The sequence below is a fragment of the Enterobacter cloacae complex sp. 2024EL-00214 genome (genome assembly GCF_043945575.1).
Lineage (GTDB): Bacteria > Pseudomonadota > Gammaproteobacteria > Enterobacterales > Enterobacteriaceae > Enterobacter > Enterobacter cloacae_P.
This window is the reverse complement of the sequence record NZ_JBIMRC010000004.1, coordinates 176032-194460: the sequence shown is the minus strand read 5'-3', so window position 1 is coordinate 194460 and position 18429 is coordinate 176032. Positions and strand designations below refer to the sequence as shown.

15 protein-coding genes are annotated in these 18429 nt (G+C 56.9%); 7 read left to right on the top strand and 8 right to left on the bottom strand.

The features are described from left to right. Positions 1–78 precede the first annotated feature (78 nt). The gene (locus ACHHZ6_RS06575) at positions 79–1599 is read right to left on the bottom strand and encodes a PAS domain-containing methyl-accepting chemotaxis protein (protein WP_182272693.1); all 1521 of its coding nucleotides are present in this window, start codon (positions 1597–1599) and stop codon (positions 79–81) included. A 436-nt stretch (positions 1600–2035) separates the two neighbouring features. Here ACHHZ6_RS06575 and ygjG point away from each other — a divergent pair, with 436 nt between their 5' ends. Further along, the gene (ygjG, locus tag ACHHZ6_RS06570; RefSeq protein WP_182272694.1) at positions 2036–3415 is read left to right on the top strand and encodes a putrescine aminotransferase; all 1380 of its coding nucleotides are present in this window, start codon (positions 2036–2038) and stop codon (positions 3413–3415) included. A gap of 63 nt (positions 3416–3478) precedes the next feature. Here ygjG and lsrG read toward each other — a convergent pair whose 3' ends face one another. Genes lsrG through lsrA form a run of 6 tightly spaced genes read right to left on the bottom strand, consistent with a single transcriptional unit; the run spans position 3479 to position 9165 of the window. Next, positions 3479–3772: a (4S)-4-hydroxy-5-phosphonooxypentane-2,3-dione isomerase gene (gene lsrG, locus ACHHZ6_RS06565; protein ID WP_182272697.1), complete on the bottom strand. Its 294-nt coding sequence runs from the start codon at positions 3770–3772 to the stop codon at positions 3479–3481. Further along, complete coding sequence (gene lsrF / locus ACHHZ6_RS06560; RefSeq protein ID WP_182272698.1) at positions 3769–4656, bottom strand: 3-hydroxy-5-phosphonooxypentane-2,4-dione thiolase; 888 nt, start codon at positions 4654–4656, stop codon at positions 3769–3771. Before lsrF ends, lsrG begins: the two co-directional genes overlap by 4 nt. Before the next feature lie 11 nt (positions 4657–4667). Beyond that, positions 4668–5669, bottom strand: a complete 1002-nt coding sequence (lsrB, locus tag ACHHZ6_RS06555) for an autoinducer 2 ABC transporter substrate-binding protein LsrB (protein WP_182918978.1) — start codon at positions 5667–5669, stop codon at positions 4668–4670. Continuing rightward, positions 5666–6649, bottom strand: a complete 984-nt coding sequence (gene lsrD, locus ACHHZ6_RS06550; protein ID WP_182272700.1) for an autoinducer 2 ABC transporter permease LsrD — start codon at positions 6647–6649, stop codon at positions 5666–5668. Before lsrD ends, lsrB begins: the two co-directional genes overlap by 4 nt. Continuing rightward, a complete protein-coding gene (gene lsrC / locus ACHHZ6_RS06545; protein WP_182918979.1) occupies positions 6650–7681 on the bottom strand; it encodes an autoinducer 2 ABC transporter permease LsrC in 1032 nt (343 codons plus the stop codon). After that, positions 7678–9165, bottom strand: a complete 1488-nt coding sequence (gene lsrA, locus ACHHZ6_RS06540; RefSeq protein ID WP_182274575.1) for an autoinducer 2 ABC transporter ATP-binding protein LsrA — start codon at positions 9163–9165, stop codon at positions 7678–7680. The genes lsrC and lsrA overlap by 4 nt, the downstream gene beginning before the upstream one ends. Before the next feature lie 215 nt (positions 9166–9380). Between lsrA and lsrR the strand changes: the two genes are divergently transcribed. From lsrR to ACHHZ6_RS06525, 3 genes are all read left to right on the top strand, one after another. Further along, positions 9381–10352 carry a transcriptional regulator LsrR gene (lsrR, locus tag ACHHZ6_RS06535; RefSeq protein ID WP_182272702.1) on the top strand — a complete coding sequence of 324 codons (972 nt, stop codon included), beginning with the start codon at positions 9381–9383 and terminating at the stop codon, positions 10350–10352. 37 nt (positions 10353–10389) lie between these two features. Next, positions 10390–12021: an autoinducer-2 kinase gene (gene lsrK, locus ACHHZ6_RS06530; protein ID WP_395121935.1), complete on the top strand. Its 1632-nt coding sequence runs from the start codon at positions 10390–10392 to the stop codon at positions 12019–12021. 173 nt (positions 12022–12194) lie between these two features. After that, positions 12195–14216 (top strand): FAD-dependent oxidoreductase, encoded by a 2022-nt coding sequence (locus ACHHZ6_RS06525; protein WP_395121933.1) that lies wholly within the window; start codon positions 12195–12197, stop codon positions 14214–14216. Here ACHHZ6_RS06525 and rlmG read toward each other — a convergent pair. Next, a complete protein-coding gene (gene rlmG / locus ACHHZ6_RS06520; RefSeq protein WP_395121931.1) occupies positions 14213–15349 on the bottom strand; it encodes a 23S rRNA (guanine(1835)-N(2))-methyltransferase RlmG in 1137 nt (378 codons plus the stop codon). The genes ACHHZ6_RS06525 and rlmG overlap by 4 nt on opposite strands. Before the next feature lie 85 nt (positions 15350–15434). Between rlmG and ACHHZ6_RS06515 the strand changes: the two genes are divergently transcribed. The 3 genes from ACHHZ6_RS06515 (at position 15435) to ACHHZ6_RS06505 (ending at position 18232) form a co-directional block, all read left to right on the top strand. Further along, positions 15435–15938: a YgjP-like metallopeptidase domain-containing protein gene (locus tag ACHHZ6_RS06515; RefSeq protein ID WP_182272708.1), complete on the top strand. Its 504-nt coding sequence runs from the start codon at positions 15435–15437 to the stop codon at positions 15936–15938. Positions 15939–16008: 70 nt separating this feature from the next. Beyond that, entirely contained in the window at positions 16009–17001 is a 993-nt protein-coding gene (locus ACHHZ6_RS06510) for a Gfo/Idh/MocA family protein (protein WP_395121930.1), read from the top strand. Positions 17002–17263: 262 nt separating this feature from the next. Next, positions 17264–18232, top strand: coding sequence for a TerC family protein (locus tag ACHHZ6_RS06505; protein WP_182272710.1), 969 nt, complete (start codon positions 17264–17266; stop codon positions 18230–18232). Positions 18233–18429 lie beyond the last annotated feature (197 nt).

The following is an 18429-nucleotide window of genomic DNA, read 5'->3' as shown; positions in this document are numbered from 1 at the left end:
ATAATAATTACAACCACACAAAATAATAAAGCCGCTTATTCCGAATGGAACAAGCGGCTTTTCTGGAACATTACTGACTCAATAAAGTACGGTTACCGCATCCTCAAGACGCCCGGCACGGTGCTTCACCATCGCGGAGATCTGCGCGCTTTCCTCCACCAGGTCAGCATTTTTCTGCGTGATACTGTCCAGCTCGGCCACTGCACGGGTTAATTCCGACAACCCGGTTGCCTGCTCGGACGTCGCGTGACTAATCTGCGCGATAAGCTGAGTGACGTTTTTCACCTGCTCAACGATATCGTCCATTGTACGGCCTGCCGCATACACCTGATCGGAGCCAGACTGGACCTTGTTGGCGCTGGCATCAATCAGCTTACGAATATCGTTGGCCGCACTGGCGCTACGGCTGGCAAGATGGCGAACTTCACCTGCCACCACCGCAAAGCCTTTACCCTGCTCACCAGCCCTTGCCGCCTCAACCGCTGCATTCAGCGCCAGAATGTTGGTCTGGAAAGCAATGTCGTTGATCAGCGAAGTAATCGAACCAATCCGCTGCGTGCTGTCGGCGATATCATCCATCGTTTTCACCACGGTTTGCATCGCATTCCCGCCCTTTGTCGCCGCGCTGCTGGCGGCCATTGAGAGCTTGTCTACTTCGGCGGCAGTTTCAGAGTTACTTTGTACCGAGGCGGCCATCTGGTTCATCGTCGCAACGGTCTGCTGCACGTTAGCGACGGTCTGACGCGTGCGGTCGTTAAGATCTTCGTTGCCCTGCGCCAGCCTGTCGCTGCCATCGCGCACGCTCACCACCTGGCTTGACACATCATTGATTAACCAGCGGCACATCAGCCCTAACTGCCCGACCGCACGCAGGGTGAGCCCCAGCTCATCGCTGCGGTTCAGGTGCTGCACGCTGTTACGCTCTCCCGTCGCCACCTTCAGCGCCTGACGCGCCACGTTTTCTATCGGGCGGACAATTTGCTGTTCGAACAGCAAAGTGCCCAGCAACATCACCACGGCACAAGCCGCGAGCGGAGCCCAGCCTGCAGCATCTGCCACCAGCGTGGCAGCGAGCGCCGCAAAGAGCACCGCCATCACGCTGCGTACCCGCCAGCGCAGCGGCATCGCCGGTAACTTACCGAGCCAGCCTTTACGGATCACCAGCCCTTTATGAATGCGTTTTTTACAGCGCCCCTCATTCAGCGCTTTATACAGCGGCTCTACGGTTGCAATCTCGTCTGCCGTCGCTTTCGTGCGAATCGACATATAACCCGTTACCTGCCCGTGGCGTACCATCGGCACAGCGTTCGCACGCACCCAGTAGTGATCGCCATTTTTACGGCAGTTTTTGACAATCCCACTCCAGGGCTCGCCCTTCTGTAGCGTGTACCACATATCGGCAAAGGCCGCTTTTGGCATATCGGGATGACGCACCAGATTATGCGGCTGCCCGAGCAGTTCCTTGAGTGAATAGCCACTCACCTGCACAAAGGTGTCGTTGGCATGGGTAATGTAGCTGTGGATGTCGGTGGTGGACATTAAGGTGGTGTCATCATCCAGAGGATATTCATTCTGGGTGACATAAGAAGGAGAGGACATTGTGGGCATCCCTTGCAGGTTATTCGAATGTTAATTTTGTGGTTTATTGTTTTTTCGGCGATAACGAATTTATCTTTAGTTGTTAAATATGATGAAGGTCGCAAATTTCAGTTAAACCGCACTTTTTGTACGCTTTCTTAATCTATTGATTTCAAATACTTTCACAGAGAAATTACCTATGAAGCATGACCTGTTTACGCCCACTTAAGAAGCATGCCTTGCACCACCCCAGTGCAATTGACGAAATCTGGCGCAAAACCTTTCTCCCTTCCCTCTGTCGCTTAATCCCGTTTCGGTTACATCGGCATGATTAAATATTGCGTAACATAATTTTAACCTGGCGTTTATCCCGATTTTCGTTAAGTCAGATGAGGTGGCGTAATCCCTGCAATACTTAAACCAGTATCATGTGATACGCGATCCCCGGGAGCACATTTTGAACAGGTTACCTTCCAGCGCCTCGGCTCTTGCCTGTACCGCGCACGCACTGAATCTCATTGAGAAGCGAACGCTTGATCATGAGGAGATGAAACAACTTAACCGAGAGGTCATCGATTACTTTAAAGAGCATGTCAATCCAGGGTTTTTGGAATATCGCAAATCTGTTACCGCCGGCGGGGATTACGGAGCCGTAGAGTGGCAAGCGGGGAGTCTGAATACGCTTGTCGACACCCAGGGACAGGAATTTATCGATTGCCTGGGTGGTTTTGGTATCTTCAACGTGGGGCACCGTAATCCAGTTGTGGTTTCCGCCGTACAGAATCAACTTGCGAAACAACCTCTTCATAGCCAGGAACTGCTCGACCCGCTTCGCGCCATGCTCGCGAAAACGCTGGCGGCGTTAACGCCCGGCAAACTGAAATACAGCTTCTTTAGCAACAGCGGCACGGAATCGGTCGAAGCGGCGATAAAACTCGCCAAAGCGTACCAGTCGCCGCGCGGGAAATTCACCTTTATCGCCACCAGCGGCGCGTTCCACGGTAAATCGTTGGGCGCACTGTCGGCTACCGCCAAATCCGCTTTCCGCAAACCGTTTATGCCGCTGCTGCCGGGCTTCCGCCACGTGCCGTTTGGCGACATCAGCGCCCTGCGTACCATGCTGAGCGAATGCCGTAAGACCGGCGACGACGTAGCGGCGGTGCTGCTGGAGCCAATTCAGGGTGAAGGTGGCGTGATCCTGCCGCCACATGGCTATCTCCCTGCCGTGCGTCAGCTGTGCGATGAGTTTGGCGTACTGCTGATCCTGGATGAAGTACAGACCGGGATGGGACGCACCGGCAAGATGTTTGCCTGCGAGCATGAGAACGTCCAGCCAGACATTCTGTGCCTGGCGAAAGCGCTCGGCGGCGGCGTGATGCCGATTGGCGCAACGATCGCCACCGAAGAGGTGTTCTCGGTGCTGTTTGACAACCCGTTCCTGCACACCACCACCTTCGGCGGTAACCCGCTGGCCTGTGCGGCTGCGCTGGCGACCATCAACGTGCTGCTGGAGCAAAACCTGCCTGCGCAGGCAGAGCAGAAAGGCGACATGCTGCTGGATGGCTTCCGCCAGTTGGGCCGTGAATACCCGGATCTGGTCCAGGACGCACGCGGCAGAGGGATGTTGATGGCGATTGAGTTTGTCGATAACGAAATCGGCTACAGCTTTGCGAGCGAGATGTTCCGCCAGCGGGTGCTGGTCGCCGGTACGCTCAACAACTCAAAAACCATTCGTATTGAGCCACCGCTGACGCTGACGATTGAGCAGTGTGAGCAGGTGCTGAAAGCGGCGCGTAAAGCGCTGGCAGCACTAAGGGTGAGCGTGGAAGAAGCGTAATATCTACTCCCCCTCCATGCGAGGGGGAGTTTAACCGATCGTGCAAAAACACCCGACAGTCCGTTACTCCGGCAATAGCCCCACAAAACTGCGTTTTTTGCGCGGCTCCGACATCAACTGCTCAAGCTTATCCACGCACGCCAGATAGTGCGGCGTTTTCTTGTGTGCCAGCACCGCCTCTTCGTCTTTATAGGCTTCGTAGATAAAGAACCGGGTTTTCACGCGCGGGTCCTGCAACACGTCGAAACGCAGGTTTCCCGGCTCCTGGATCGCCCCTTCATGATTGGCGCGAAACACCTCCAGAAACTCGTCCACCCGTTCGGGTTTGATGTTGATCTCCACTAACGTCACATTCATTTTGCTTCTCCCTGTTTTTCTTCCTGCCAGAACTGGAACGCTTCCCGCGCGCTCATGTTCTCGTGAACCACTTTTTTCACCGCTTTTAGCATGGCGAGTGGCGCGCTGGACTGGAAGATATTGCGCCCCATATCCACGCCAGATGCCCCTTGATCAATCGCACGGAAGCACATCTCCAGCGCCTCGTGCTCCGGTAGTTTTTTGCCTCCGGCGATCACAATCGGCACCGGACAGCTGGCGGTGACTTTTTCAAAGCCCTCGTCCACATAATAGGTTTTGACGAACTGCGCCCCCATTTCGGCGGCGATACGGCTGGCGAGCGAGAAATACCGTGCGTCGCGCGCCATCTCTTTACCCACGCCTGTGACCGCCAGCGTCGGCATACCGTAACGTGCCCCGGCGTCCACCAGCTTGATGATGTTGTTGATCGACTGATGCTCGAACTCACTGCCGATGTACACCTGCGCCGCCACCGCACAGACGTTCAGACGTAGAGCATCTTCCATCGCCACCGCCACGCACTCGTTGGACAGTTCGCCTAAGATCGAGTTACCGCCGGACGCGCGCAGCACCACCGGTTTGTTGGTGGCAGCCGGCACAGTGCTTCGCAGAATGCCACGGGTACACATCAGCACATCGGTTTCGCCAAACAGCGGGGCAATCGAGAGATCAATACGCTCAAGGCCGGTAGTCGGCCCCTGAAAGTAACCGTGGTCAAAAGCCAGCATCACCGTGCGGTTGCTTTTCGGGTTGAAGATGCGCGAAAGTCTGGACTGCATGCCCCAGTCCAGCGAGCCGCAGCCCTTCAGGGTGTACGGCACGTTTTGCTGCGGTGTGCCGATGCCAAAATCTTTGCCGTCTTTGATGTCGTCTAAATCAGCCATTTGCTCCCCCGTCAGAAATCGTATTGGTTGATGTTCTCTTTGGTGAACACCACGCGCTCTGGCAGCAGCACAATGCCGTTGCCCTTCGCCTCATACTGGTAGCCCTGCACACTGTTCGGCTCGACCTTCAGCGTACCGATATCGTTGACCTCCACGCTGTCGCCAACGTTAAGATCGCCTTTTTTCAATAAATGATCGGCGACATTGACCGCAATTTTGCCCTGTTGCACCACATCCCACAGGCCGAAGGCTTTCACCGTGCCGCGCTCTACGTACGGACGCATCACGTTAGGGGTACTGAACCCGACAATCGCCACCCCTTCACGCTTCAGGTTTTCCGCCGCCTGCGCTGCCGCTGGCAGGGCGTTGGCATCCGGGGCGATGATCGCATCCAGATCCGGGTACGCTTTTAAGATCCCTTCGGCAGTTTGCAGGGATTTGGTGGCATCGTTATAGCCAAACTGGGTGGTGACAATTTGCCACTGGGGATGCTCTTTCTCGATTTTGGCTTTCGCCTCTTTTACCCACTGGTTCTGGTCGGTGACGGTGGGGCTTGAGTAGAAGAACGCGACTTTGGCATTCGGTTTGGTGACCTGTTTTCCGGCCATATCAACCAACAGGCCGCCGAGCTGTTCCGGGGTGCCCTGGTTGATGTAAATACTGCGGCACTCCGGTTTGGTGTCGGAGTCCCAGGTCAGCACCTTCACACCACGCTGCATCGCGCGTTTGAGCGCCGGGCAGAGGCCATCCGGCGACACGGCGGAGACGATAATGGCGTTATAGCCCTGGTTGACGAAGTTGTTGATAAGCTGCACCTGGCCGGAGACGCTTGGCTCAGTCGGGCCATCATAGGTGACGTCTGCGCCCAACGTTTTACCCGCCTCTTTCGCGCCGTTGCCCCCGCTGGTGAAGAAGCCCACGCCCACCAGCTTCGGGATAAAGGCAATGCGGTCTGCCGCCTGTGCCGACGCGAAGCTGAGCGCCATCGCCAGGACTATCAGTTTTGTTTTCATCTTACGCTCCGGGTAGTTTTGAGGAAGAAATTGCGCACCCATTCACGGTGCAGACTCAGCGAACGTCCCATCACCACCACAACCAACAGCGCCCCTGACAGCGCGCTCGACACCTGGTTGGGGATGCCGACCATCTGTAAACCCTGTTGCAGGTACCCCACCAGCAGCGCCGCCAGTGCAGTTCCCATAACCGAACCTGAACCGCCGTAGATATTCGCCCCGCCGAGCACGGCGGCAGTGAGTGCAGGCATGAGTAAATCGCGCCCCAAATCCGAACGCGCCGAACCGAAATAAGAGACCATCACCAGCGCAGCTATCGCTGAAGCCACACCCACCAGGCCATACAGCACATAAGGCATACCGTTCACCGACAGCGCCGCATAGCGAGCTGCACGCGGGTTTTGTCCAATCAAAAACAGGTGGCGGCCAAAGCGCCCGCGGTGGGTTATCAGCCAGAAGAAGACGGTAATGACCGCAAACAGCACCAGCGGGACTGGCAGACCAAAAACGGTGAGGTTGGCGAAGGCGGTAAAGCTGTCCGGGAAGCCACCAATGCCCTCATAGCCTGTCGCCCCTGCCATGCCGGAGAGCAGCAGCGCTCCACCGCCGTAGAGGTAGAGCGTGCCAAGGGTGATAACCAGAGGGCTGACGCCGGTGTAATGAATAAGCGCCGCGTTAACCAGCCCGCACAGCAGGCCCAGCAGCAACGTCAGCGGAATCGCCACCGCCATCGGCCAGCCCGCCTGCATCATCACCCCCAGCGCAATGGCACACAGGCCAATGGTTGAGCCGAGGGATATGTCTATCCCACCGCTGATGATCACAAGCGTAAGCGGCAGCGCCACAATGCCGATGCAGATAAAATCACTGGTACTGAACAGCAGCATGTTGATGTCGAGCATGCGCGGGTTAATGGCTCCAAAAAGCAGGATCTCCAGCACCAGTAACACCAGCAGCGCGCTTTCCCAGTTAAGCTTCATTTACGCCACCTCTTTTTTGCGTTTGGGAAACGGGGTGACGTGCTTTCCCCCTTTGTTACCCGGCTGGAAGCGGCCGTATTTCAGCGCCCGTTGATGCCGTGCCAGGGCCTGACGCAGGCGTCCGTCGAGCACCAGCACGCCCAGTAACACCAGCCCGGCGATAAAGTCATTCCACCAGGCCGGGAGTTTAAACAGCACCAGCACGGTATCGATTTGGGTCAGGAAAAACGCCCCGAGGAACGCGCCGACGAGCGTGCCGGTGCCGCCCAGCAGCGAGATCCCCCCCAGCACGCAGGCGGCAATGGCTTTCATCTCCAGCCCGCTGCCGGTCTGGTTGGGCACAAAGCCAATCTGCGAGGCAAAGACAATCCCGGCGCAGGCCGCCAGCATGCCGTTTAGCGTAAATGCGATCATCCGCGTACGGTTCACCGCCACGCCGAGCTGTCGCGCGGCAGTGAGGTTATCCCCGACGGCGTAGAAATCCCGCCCGAACGCGGTTCGCGACAGCATCCACACGCCGACGGCGGTTAAAAACAACACCACCATACCGAGTGGCGAAATACCGGCGACGGCAGGAACGGAGAGAGATTTCAGCCCCGACGGTAACCCTTCAATCCACTTCCCGCCTGTCCAGAGCAGCATCACCCCGCGGTACAGCCCCAGCGTACCGAGCGTGGCGACAATCGCCGGAATGCGCAGCCCCACCACCAGAAAACCGTTGAATGCCCCCGCCAGCGCGCCAACAGATAACGCAAAGAGCATTGCCACCGGCAAGCTGTAACCACTGTTGAGTGCCACACCGACGGCAATGGCAGACAGCCCAACGGTGGAACCAACGGAAACATCAATATTGCGGGTCAGCATCACCAGCGCAGCACCGAGCGCCAGCAGGATCAGGATTTGCGAGCTGGCAAAGATCATCCCCAGCGTTTGCAGACTGAAATAAGCCGGGTTCAGCGCCACCAGCACGGCGAACAGCGCGAGGATCGCCAGAAAGGCGCTCAGCTCACGGTTTTTCAGCAAGGTCTTCATGATTGCCCTCCGAACGCCAGCGCCATCATCCGATCAAGGCTGACGGCGTGGCGCGGCAGTTCGCCGCTGAGTACGCCCTGATGCATCACTAATACACGGTCTGCCAGGCCAGGAAACTCATCAAGATCGCTTGAGATCATCAGTACCGCTACGTTTTGCGCCGCCACGCTTTTGATCAGTTGATAGATATCAGCGCGCGCCGACACATCCACGCCGCGCGTCGGTTCATCGACGATCAACAGCAGCGGATTGGCCTCCAGACAGCGCGCCAGCAGCACCTTTTGCTGGTTACCGCCGGAGAGCGTGCGCACGGTTTGATCCGCATGGTTGAGCTTGATCCCCAGTGCCCGGTGATAGCGCTCCACCACCGCAGACTCCCGTTTGCGCTGCTGCCAGATGGACGGTTCATTCAGCGCCACGGTGTTCCAGCGGATAGGCGCGTCCAGGAACAAGCCAGAAACCTGCCTGTCTTCCGGCAGGTAGACCAGTCCTTTATCCAGCCGTAAAAAAACGGGAGCATGGGTGATCTCCTGATTCTCCAGCCAGACCCGTCCACCGCGCACCGGGCGCAGACCGTAGAGGGTTTCAGCAAACTCGGTGCGCCCGGATCCCACCAGCCCGGCAAGGCCAACGATCTCCCCGGCATAGATTTCCAGATTAATATCGATAAACCCTTCCCCGGTCAGATCTTCCACGCGCAGCACCGGAAAATCCTGCGGCTGGGTGCGGCGGTTGCCCGGCAGCGACAGCCACAGTTTTTGCGCGTCGCTTAACCCCTTTTCCCGGCTCACCGGCGTCATGGCGGCAATCAGGGCGCTATCGTCAAACTGTGCGGTTTCACCACTGAGCACCACAGCTCCGTCGCGCATCACTGAGACGTGGCTCGAAAGCGTGCGGATCTCCGGCAACTTATGCGAGATAAAGACAATGCCGACGCCAAGTTCCTGCAGGGCGCGGATCTGGCGAAACAGTCTTTCGGTTTCGCCTGGCGTGAGCGACGCCGTGGGTTCGTCAAGGATCAGGATCTTCGCATTGCGCATCAACCCACGCAGGATCTCCACCATCTGTTGATCCGCCACTTCCAGGGTGCTGGCGGTGGCATCAAGACCGATCTGGCACTGTAACTGCTGGAGTTTCTCCGCCAGCCGTTTATCCACCCCGTTTTCACGCGGCAGGCGGAAAAGAATGTTTTCCCGCACTGTCAGGTTGGGAAACAACAGCGGCTCCTGCGGTACCAGGTAAATGCCCAGCTTGTGTGCCTGCCCCGGGCTGAGGCGCGCAAATGACTGGCCTTCGACCGAAAGTTCACCGTTGTCCGCGGTCTCTACGCCGGCGATTATCTTCATCAACGTCGATTTTCCCGCACCGTTACCGCCCATCAGCGCATGCACCTGACCCGCACGCAGCGTGAAATCAATGCCTTTTAAGACCGGCACGCCAGAGAACTGCTTGCAGATATCACGTGCTTCGAGAAGTGGCGTCATCATCGCTCCGCTATTGAACAAATGATTTTTAGATTTAATATTGTTCAAAAGCGTAGACGGTGAACTATATTTACAACCGTGCAGGGATCACAGTTTTATCGATTAAGATTCAGATAAACCTGGAACAATCTAAAAGATCCGTTTTGTCGCGTGGCTCACACTTTCCCCCCGCGCCATCACGAACATATGATCTAAATTTTTATAAGAGTTCACATATGAGCGATAAACGCACTGCGGAAGACGGTCGGTTTGCCGGGCTGGCACTGGCAGAAGAGGAGCTGGTTGCCCGCGTGGCGTGGTGTTACTACCACGATGGGCTGACCCAGAACGACATTGGCGAGCGGCTCGGCCTGCCGCGTCTGAAGATCTCCCGCCTGCTGGAGAAAGGACGCCAGTCCGGGGTGATCCGCGTGCAGATCAACTCCCGCTACGAGGGTTGTCTGGCGCTGGAAACTGAGCTTCAACAACGCTTTGGCCTGAAGCTGGTGCGCGTGATGCCCGCGCTGAACACCCCGCCGATGAACGTGCGGTTAGGCATTGGTGCGGCACAGTCGCTGATGGGCGTACTGGAACCCGGTCAGCTCCTGGCCGTGGGATTTGGTGAAACCACCATGAGCAGCCTGCAGCACTTAAGCGGCTTTATTAGCTCACAGCAGATCCGCCTTGTGACGCTTTCCGGCGGCGTGGGGCCGTATATGACCGGTATTGGTCAACTGGATGCGGCCTGTAGCGTCAGCATGATCCCCGCCCCGCTGCGCGTCTCATCCGCTTCCGTTGCCGGGATCTTAAAACAAGAAACCAGCGTACGGGATGTGATCCTCGCAGCAACCGCCGCCGATGTCGCGGTGGTGGGAATTGGTTCTGTAAACCAGCGCCGGGATGCCACCATTTTACGCTCTGGCTATATCAGTGAAGGTGAGCAGCTGATGTACGCCCGCAAAGGGGCCGTGGGTGACATCCTCGGTTATTTCCTCAATGCCGAAGGGGAATGCGTTGAGGAGCTGGAGATCCACCGTGAATTACTCGGCGTCACGCTCGATGAACTGGCACAGTTGCCCATCATCGTTGGCGTGGCCGGAGGGGAAGAGAAAGCCGATGCGATTTATGCCGCACTGAAAGGTCGCCGTATCAATGGCCTGGTGACGGAAGAGACGACAGCCCGCGCGGTGCTGGCTCTGGCAAACTAAGAGTCTGTTCAGACTGCGCTAACAACGAGGCATGCTCATGAGTTACCTTTTAGCGTTAGATGCAGGGACAGGCAGCGTTCGCGCCGTCATTTTCGATTTGCAGGGCAACCAGATAGCCGTCGGCCAGGCCGAGTGGAAACACCTGAGCGTAGAGAATGTACCGGGGTCGATGGAGTTTGACCTCGACACCAACTGGCGACTGGCTTGCCAGTGCATCCATCAGGCGCTGGAGCGTGCGCACCTGAGCGCGGCGGATATTCAGTCCGTCGCCTGCTGTTCAATGCGCGAAGGGATAGTGCTGTATGACCGCAACGGCGAGGCCATCTGGGCCTGCGCCAATGTTGACGCCCGCGCCAGCCGCGAGGTGGCTGAACTCAAAGAGATCCACGATTACCACTTTGAATCCGAGGTATATGACGTCTCCGGCCAGACCCTGGCGCTGAGCGCCATGCCGCGCCTGCTGTGGCTTGCGCACCATCGCCCGGATATCTACCGTAAAGCCGCTACCCTTACCATGATCAGCGACTGGCTGGCGGCGAAACTCTCCGGCGAACTGGCGGTGGACCCGTCGAATGCGGGTACCACCGGCATGTTAGATCTCTTTTCCCGCGACTGGCGTCCGGCCCTGCTGGACATGGCCGGGTTACGCGCCGATATTCTCTCCCCGGTGAAAGAGACGGGCACATTGCTTGGAGCCATTACCAAAGCGGCCGCGCAGCAGAGCGGCCTTCGCGAAGGGACGCCGGTGGTCATGGGCGGTGGCGACGTGCAGCTCGGGTGTCTGGGGCTGGGCATCGTTCGCCCCGGACAAACGGCAGTGCTGGGCGGTACCTTCTGGCAGCAGGTGGTGAATTTACCGCAGGTGCGTACCGATCCCGATATGAATATCCGGGTTAACCCCCACGTGATCCCCGGCATGGCACAAGCCGAATCCATCAGTTTCTTCACCGGATTAACAATGCGCTGGTTCCGCGACGCCTTCTGCGCGGAGGAAAAGCTGATTGCCGGGCGGATGGGCATGGACACCTATTCCCTGCTGGAAGAGATGGCCAGCCGCGTTCCGGCAGGCTCTTACGGGGTGATGCCCATCTTCTCCGACGCCATGCATTTCAGGCAGTGGTACCACGCCGCGCCATCGTTTATTAACCTCTCCATCGACCCGGAAAAGTGCAACAAAGCCACGCTGTTCCGCGCACTGGAGGAAAACGCCGCGATTGTCTCCGCCTGTAACCTGGCACAGATTTCCCGCTTCTCCGGCGTGACGTTTGAAAGCCTGGTCTTTGCCGGTGGCGGAGCCAAAGGCGCATTGTGGAGCCAGATTTTAAGCGATGTCACCGGGCTGCCGGTGCGCGTACCTGAAGTCAAAGAAGCGACGGCGCTGGGCTGCGCGATTGCCGCAGGTACCGGGGCAGGATTGTTTGCAGATATGGCGTCGACAGGCGAGCGGCTGGTGAAATGGAGCCGCGAATTTACGCCAAACCCGGCACACCGCGAGTTGTATGACGGCATGATGCAGAAATGGCAGGCGGTGTACGCCGACCAGCTTGGGCTGGTGGACAGCGGGCTGACCACGTCGATGTGGCAGGCACCGGGGCTGGTGCGCGATATTCTCCCCTCACCCCTGCCCTCTCCCCATAAGGGAGAGGGGGAAAACCCCGTCCGGCGCTGATATTACCAGCCGCACCTGACAGTTCCCTCTCCCGTATGGGGAGAGGGTTAGGATGAGGGGCAATATTTGAATCCCATCACAATCACCGCATTCCCCTTTTCCCTTTTACTCCATGCTGGCTAAATTAGTAACTCATCCGACCACATAACAATAATTTTACACTGGAAGAGACTATGAGCTGCTACCCGTCGTTATTCGCCCCTCTCGATCTGGGGTTTACCACGCTCAAAAACCGCGTGTTGATGGGCTCGATGCATACCGGGCTGGAAGAGCACCCGGATGGAGCCGAACGTCTGGCCGCCTTCTACGCCGAGCGTGCGCGACACGGGGTGGCGCTGATCGTCACCGGCGGCGTAGCCCCAGCCCCTTCAGGGGTGGGGATGGAAGGTGGCGCAGTGCTGAACGATGCCAGCCAGCTGCCGCATCACCGTATTGTGACCGATGCGGTTCACAAAGAAGGTGGCAAAATTGCCCTGCAAATCCTGCATACCGGGCGCTATAGCTATCAACCGAATCTGGTTGCGCCATCGGCCATTCAGGCTCCCATTAACCGTTTCACGCCGCACGCACTCAGCCATGACGAGATCCTGGCGTTGATTGACGATTTCGCCCGCTGTGCGGCGCTGGCGCGTGAAGCGGGCTACGATGGCGTCGAAGTAATGGGCTCCGAAGGGTATCTGATAAACGAATTCCTCGCCGCCCGCACCAACCAGCGCGACGACGAATGGGGGGGCAACTATGCCCATCGCATGCGCTTTGCCGTGGAAGTGGTGCGCGCCGTGCGCGAACGCACCGGTGTCGATTTTATTATCGTCTTCCGTCTGTCGATGCTCGACCTGGTAGAAGGCGGTGGCACGTTCGACGAAACCGTGCAGCTGGCAAAAGCGATTGAATCCGCAGGCGCAACCATTATTAACACCGGGATCGGCTGGCACGAAGCGCGTATTCCGACTATTGCCACGCCAGTACCGCGTGCGGCGTTTAGCTGGGTGACGCGCAAGCTGAAGGGCAGCGTGTCGATCCCGCTGGTGACCACCAACCGCATTAACGATCCTCAGGTGGCAGACGATGTCATTTCCAGAGGCGACGCCGATATGGTGTCGATGGCACGCCCGTTCCTTGCGGATGCCGAACTGCTGTCTAAAGCGCAAAGTGGCCGTGCGGATGAGATCAACACCTGCATCGGCTGTAACCAGGCCTGTCTGGATCAGATCTTCGTCGGTAAAGTCACCTCCTGCCTGGTGAACCCGCGTGCCTGCCACGAAACCAAAATGCCGGTCGTTCCGGCGGTCAATAAAAAACGTCTGGCGGTGGTCGGTGCAGGCCCGGCAGGTCTGGCGTTTGCGGTGAATGCAGCCTCACGCGGGCACAGCGTGACGCTGTTTGACGCCGCAGGCGAGATTGGCGGGCAGTTTAATATTGCCAAACAGATCCCCGGCAAGGAGGAGTTCCATGAAACCCTGCGCTATTACCGTCGGATGATCGACCTGACGGGCGTCGTGCTGCGATTAAACCAGTTTGCCACCCCAACCGATCTGATCGATTTCGATGAGGTGATCTTAGCCAGCGGGATCGCCCCGCGAACGCCGGCGATCGAGGGTATCGATCATCCGAAGGTGCTGAGCTATCTGGACGTCTTGCGCGACAAAATGCCGGTCGGCAAGAAAGTGGCAATCATCGGCTGTGGTGGGATCGGTTTTGATACTGCCATGTACTTAAGCCAGCCCGGTGAAGCCACCAGCCAGAACATTGCCGGGTTTTGCGTGGAATGGGGGATCGATACCAGCCTGACCTCGTCCGGCGGCCTGCGTCCGGAAGGACCACAGCTGCCAAAAAGCCCGCGTCAGATTGTGATGCTGCAGCGTAAAACCAGTAAACCGGGTGAAGGGCTGGGTAAAACCACCGGCTGGATCCACCGTGCAACCCTACTCGCGCGCGGCGTGAAGATGATCCCGGCGGTGAGTTATCAGAAGATCGATGACGACGGACTACATGTTTTGATCGGCGGAGAGTCTCAGCTGTTGCGCGTGGATCATGTGATTTTATGTGCCGGACAGGAGCCGAAGCGAGATCTGGCCGATCCGCTGCGTGAAGCGGGCAAACCGGTACATTTGATTGGTGGGTGCGATGTGGCAATGGAGCTGGATGCACGCCGTGCGATTGCGCAGGGCACCCAGCTCGCGCTGACCATTTAGCGACGACGACCCAGCTTCACGGACTTCAGCACCACGAACTTGTTATTGGTGGCAATCGTGGTGCAGTTTCCGAAAATCTTCTTCAGCTTGTGGAAATAGTCCAGGTGGCGGTTTGCCACGATGTACAGCTCGCCGTTAATTTTCAGGCAGCGACGTGCATGGTGGAACATTTCCCAGGCGACGTTATCCGTCAGCGCGTGCTTCTGGTGGAACGGAGGGTTACACAGTACGGCATTGAAGCGGAAAGGCTCCACGCCAGAAAGTGCGTTGTTAATCATAAACTCGCAGCGATCCAGCGCCTCTGGCATGTTGGTTTCCACGTTCAGACGGCTGGAGGCAACCGCCATCGGTGACTCATCGCTAAAGACAACGCTGGCTTCAGGGTTCTTCGTCAGCAGCGTCAGGCCAATCACACCATTACCGCAGCCCAGGTCGACAATCTCACCTTCCAGATTTTCCGGCAGATGTTCAATAAAGAAACGCGCCCCGATATCCAGACCGGTGCGGGAGAAAACGTTCGCGTGGTTGTGGATGGTCCAGTCTGTACCTTCCAGCTTCCAGCTCAGGGTCTCTGGCGCGTCAGCCAGTTCCGGTGAACTGAAAGTACAGTTGATCAGGCGCGCTTTTTTCCACGCCAGCGTCGTGGTGGTTGGGCCAAGCACCTTCTCGAACAATTCCAGCGTTGAGGTGTGGATATCGCGCGCCTTCGCGCCCGCAATAATACGCGTTTGCGGGGTGACGACTTTGCGCAACGCACGCAGCTGTTGCTCCAGCAATGCCATCGTTTTAGGGACTTTAATCAGTACCACGCCCGGTGCCTGCGGGTATTCCGCGGTGCTGTCGAGAAACTTAACGCTGGATTCTTCGATGTCGTTGTGGCGCAGATTTTCACGCGTCGCCAGCTCGCTTAAGTAAGAGTCGCCGATACTGTAGGGTGTATGTTCGGCCAGAGCACAGCCCAGCGCGCCGAACGCGTCATTCAGGATCAAAACCGGGCCGCTGATCTCAGTGTCATCCAACTGCTGCAGCAGATATTCATCCGCCGCTTCCCACGCCATAAGCGGGTTGACGTCGTCCGTTTCCGGGAAACGTTTAAGGTTGAGTGAACGGAAACCGTTGTCTAAGTGGCTCATCGGCCCTCCTGAATGGTAAAATTTCGGCGTTATCCCTGAAAAGGGTGCGTGAGTATACCCGTTTTCAAATTATTTTGGGGTTTTGATGAACCAGCTGACTTATCTCCAGGGCTACCCGGAGAACTTACTTTCCCAGGTTCGCAGCTTAATTGCCGAGCAAAAGCTGGGCGCTGTGCTGGAAAAACGCTATCCGGGCACGCACGATTTCGCGACCGATAAGGCGCTCTGGCAGTATACGCAGGATTTGAAAAACCAGTATCTGAAGAGTGCACCGCCTATCAACAAGGTCATGTACGACAACAAGATCCACGTACTGAAAAATGCCCTCGGCCTGCACACGGCGATTTCCCGCGTACAGGGCGGCAAGCTAAAAGCGAAAGCGGAGATCCGCGTCGCAACCGTGTTTCGCAATGCACCGGAAGCCTTCCTGCGGATGATCGTGGTTCACGAGCTGGCGCATCTGAAAGAGAAAGAGCACGACAAAGCGTTCTACTCCCTGTGCTGCCACATGGAGCCGCAATACCACCAGCTGGAGTTTGATACCCGTCTGTGGCTTACGCATTTATCGTTAAAGAGTAATGCGCAGTAACGCACGCGAATTGTCATGATGGCGTGCTACAGTGGCTGAAGGTTCCCAGCTACGGAGTACGTAAACGTTTATGATACGTTTCGCAGTCATCGGTACGAACTGGATCACTCGTCAGTTCGTCGACGCCGCCCACGAAACCGGCAAATATAAACTCACCGCAGTCTATTCCCGCAGCCTTGAGCAGGCGCAGAGTTTTGCAAACGACTATCTGGTCGAACATCTGTTTACCTCGCTCGATGCGATGGCGCAAAGTGATGCCATTGACGCGGTCTATATTGCCAGCCCAAACTCCCTGCACTTCCCGCAAACGAAGCTGTTCCTGAGCCATAAAAAACATGTGATTTGCGAGAAGCCGTTGGCCTCAAATATTCAGGAAGTGGAAGCCGCCATTCAGCTTGCCCGCGAAAACCAGGTGGTGTTGTTCGAAGCATTCAAAACCGCCAGCCTGCCGAACTTCCTGCTGTTGCAGCAATCCTTACCGAAGGTTGGCAAAGTGCGCAAAGCCTTTATCAACTACTGTCAGTACTCTTCGCGTTACCAGCGTTATCTGAACGGTGAGAACCCGAACACCTTTAACCCGGCCTTCTCCAACGGCTCGATTATGGATATTGGTTTCTACTGCCTGGCCTCCGCCATAGCGCTGTGGGGCGAACCTCATGGCGTAACGGCAACGGCCAGTCTGCTGGAGAGCGGCGTGGATGCACACGGGGTAGTGGTACTGGACTACGGTGATTTCAGCGTGACGCTGCAGCATTCCAAAGTGAGTGATTCCGTCCTGCCAAGCGAAATTCAGGGTGAAGCGGGATCGCTGGTGATTGAGAAGATTTCCGAGTGCCAGAAGCTGAGCTTCGTGCCACGTGGCGGTAAAGCGCAGGAGCTGACGCAACCTCAGCATATTAACACTATGCTCTATGAGGCAGAGGCCTTTTCCCGTCTGGTAGAAAGCAACGAAGTCAATCACCCTGGCCTGGCGGTAAGCCGCACCACGGCGAAGCTGCAAACGGAGATCCGCCGTCAGACGGGGGTGGTCTTCCCTGCAGACAGCGTGGACGCTATCGCGTAAAGCTGTGTAATGAAATGCGCAGACCATTGACGAAACCGATGCTCTGACATATTTTGTTACCCGCAAAGGGGAGTAACTTCCTTGCCGGTGGATCGTCATTACGATGCGTGCAAAACCGCATCCGGTCGCCGGGCAGTTGAAAACCTGTTTTTTCAGCTGTAAGTGAGACCTTGCCGGAAGGCGAGGTCTATGCATAAAAAGCTAACGGCTATCGTCTTCTGACCATAGCCGTTTTTGTTTTTTTATGTGTAAGGAAAAAAGTATGCATTCTGTCGGCACTCCAATGTTATGGGGCGGATTCGCGGTCGTCGTGCTTGTCATGCTGGCGATCGACCTCTTTTTGCAGGGACGTCGCGGCGCACAGGGCATGACCATGAAACAGGCTGCCGCCTGGTCGCTGGTGTGGGTCACCCTCTCCCTGCTCTTCTGCGCTGCCTTCTGGTGGTATCTGGCCTCAACCGAGGGGCGTGCCGTTGCCGATCCTCAGGCGCTTGCCTTCCTCACCGGCTATCTGATTGAAAAAGCCCTGGCGGTGGATAACGTCTTCGTCTGGCTGATGCTGTTCAGCTACTTCGCCGTACCGGCATCACTGCAGCGTCGCGTGCTGGTCTACGGCGTGCTGGGCGCGATTGTCCTGCGTACCATTATGATCTTCGCCGGAAGCTGGCTGATTACCCAGTTCGAATGGTTGTTATACGTCTTCGGTGCGTTCCTGCTGTTCACCGGTATCAAGATGGCGTTGGCAAAAGAAGACGGCTCCGCCATTGGCGATCGCCCGCTGGTGAAGTGGATCCGTGGCCATCTGCGCATGACGGACAAGATCGAGAGCGAACATTTCTTCGTGCGTAAAAACGGCCTGCTGTTTGCCACTCCGCTGCTGCTGGTGCTGATTCTGGTTGAGCTGAGCGATGTGATTTTCGCGGTAGACAGTATCCCGGCCATTTTCGCGGTGACCACTGACCCGTTCATCGTACTGACCTCTAACCTGTTCGCGATCCTCGGTCTGCGTGCGATGTACTTCCTGCTGGCGGGCGCGGCGGAACGCTTCTCCATGCTGAAATATGGCCTGTCGGTGATTCTGGTATTTATCGGTATCAAGATGCTGATTGTCGATTTCTACCATATTCCGATCGCCATTTCGCTCGGTATTGTGTTTGGTATTCTGATCGTCACGCTGATTATCAATACCTGGGTTAACCGCCAGCACGATAAGAAACAGCAGGTAGAGTAGTCTCTCCCGCCCTCTCCCGCCCTCTCCCGCCCTCTCCCGCCGGGAGAGGGTAAACACATTTTTGTAACTTAATAGTTAAAAAATATGACGCAACACGTAAAATCCAGCATTTTACGCTTCCCTCCACATGCACTTTCCTTATACTCGACCAGGCAAACATTTATTTACATCTGGACATAAATGTGACTAAGAGCACA

What these genes read in the sequence shown, in the direction of transcription:
- lsrD (WP_182272700.1), bottom strand. Translation starts at nt 6,649, where the DNA reads ATGAAGCTTAACTGGGAAAGCGCGCTGCTGGTGTTACTGGTGCTGGAG.
- ACHHZ6_RS06575 (WP_182272693.1), bottom strand. Translation starts at nt 1,599, where the DNA reads ATGTCCTCTCCTTCTTATGTCACCCAGAATGAATATCCTCTGGATGAT.
- ACHHZ6_RS06510 (WP_395121930.1), top strand. Translation starts at nt 16,009, where the DNA reads ATGATACGTTTCGCAGTCATCGGTACGAACTGGATCACTCGTCAGTTC.
- lsrB (WP_182918978.1), bottom strand. Translation starts at nt 5,669, where the DNA reads ATGAAAACAAAACTGATAGTCCTGGCGATGGCGCTCAGCTTCGCGTCG.
- ACHHZ6_RS06505 (WP_182272710.1), top strand. Translation starts at nt 17,264, where the DNA reads ATGCATTCTGTCGGCACTCCAATGTTATGGGGCGGATTCGCGGTCGTC.
- ACHHZ6_RS06515 (WP_182272708.1), top strand. Translation starts at nt 15,435, where the DNA reads ATGAACCAGCTGACTTATCTCCAGGGCTACCCGGAGAACTTACTTTCC.
- lsrR (WP_182272702.1), top strand. Translation starts at nt 9,381, where the DNA reads ATGAGCGATAAACGCACTGCGGAAGACGGTCGGTTTGCCGGGCTGGCA.
- lsrG (WP_182272697.1), bottom strand. Translation starts at nt 3,772, where the DNA reads ATGAATGTGACGTTAGTGGAGATCAACATCAAACCCGAACGGGTGGAC.
- lsrA (WP_182274575.1), bottom strand. Translation starts at nt 9,165, where the DNA reads ATGACGCCACTTCTCGAAGCACGTGATATCTGCAAGCAGTTCTCTGGC.
- rlmG (WP_395121931.1), bottom strand. Translation starts at nt 15,349, where the DNA reads ATGAGCCACTTAGACAACGGTTTCCGTTCACTCAACCTTAAACGTTTC.
- lsrK (WP_395121935.1), top strand. Translation starts at nt 10,390, where the DNA reads ATGAGTTACCTTTTAGCGTTAGATGCAGGGACAGGCAGCGTTCGCGCC.
- ACHHZ6_RS06525 (WP_395121933.1), top strand. Translation starts at nt 12,195, where the DNA reads ATGAGCTGCTACCCGTCGTTATTCGCCCCTCTCGATCTGGGGTTTACC.
- lsrF (WP_182272698.1), bottom strand. Translation starts at nt 4,656, where the DNA reads ATGGCTGATTTAGACGACATCAAAGACGGCAAAGATTTTGGCATCGGC.
- lsrC (WP_182918979.1), bottom strand. Translation starts at nt 7,681, where the DNA reads ATGAAGACCTTGCTGAAAAACCGTGAGCTGAGCGCCTTTCTGGCGATC.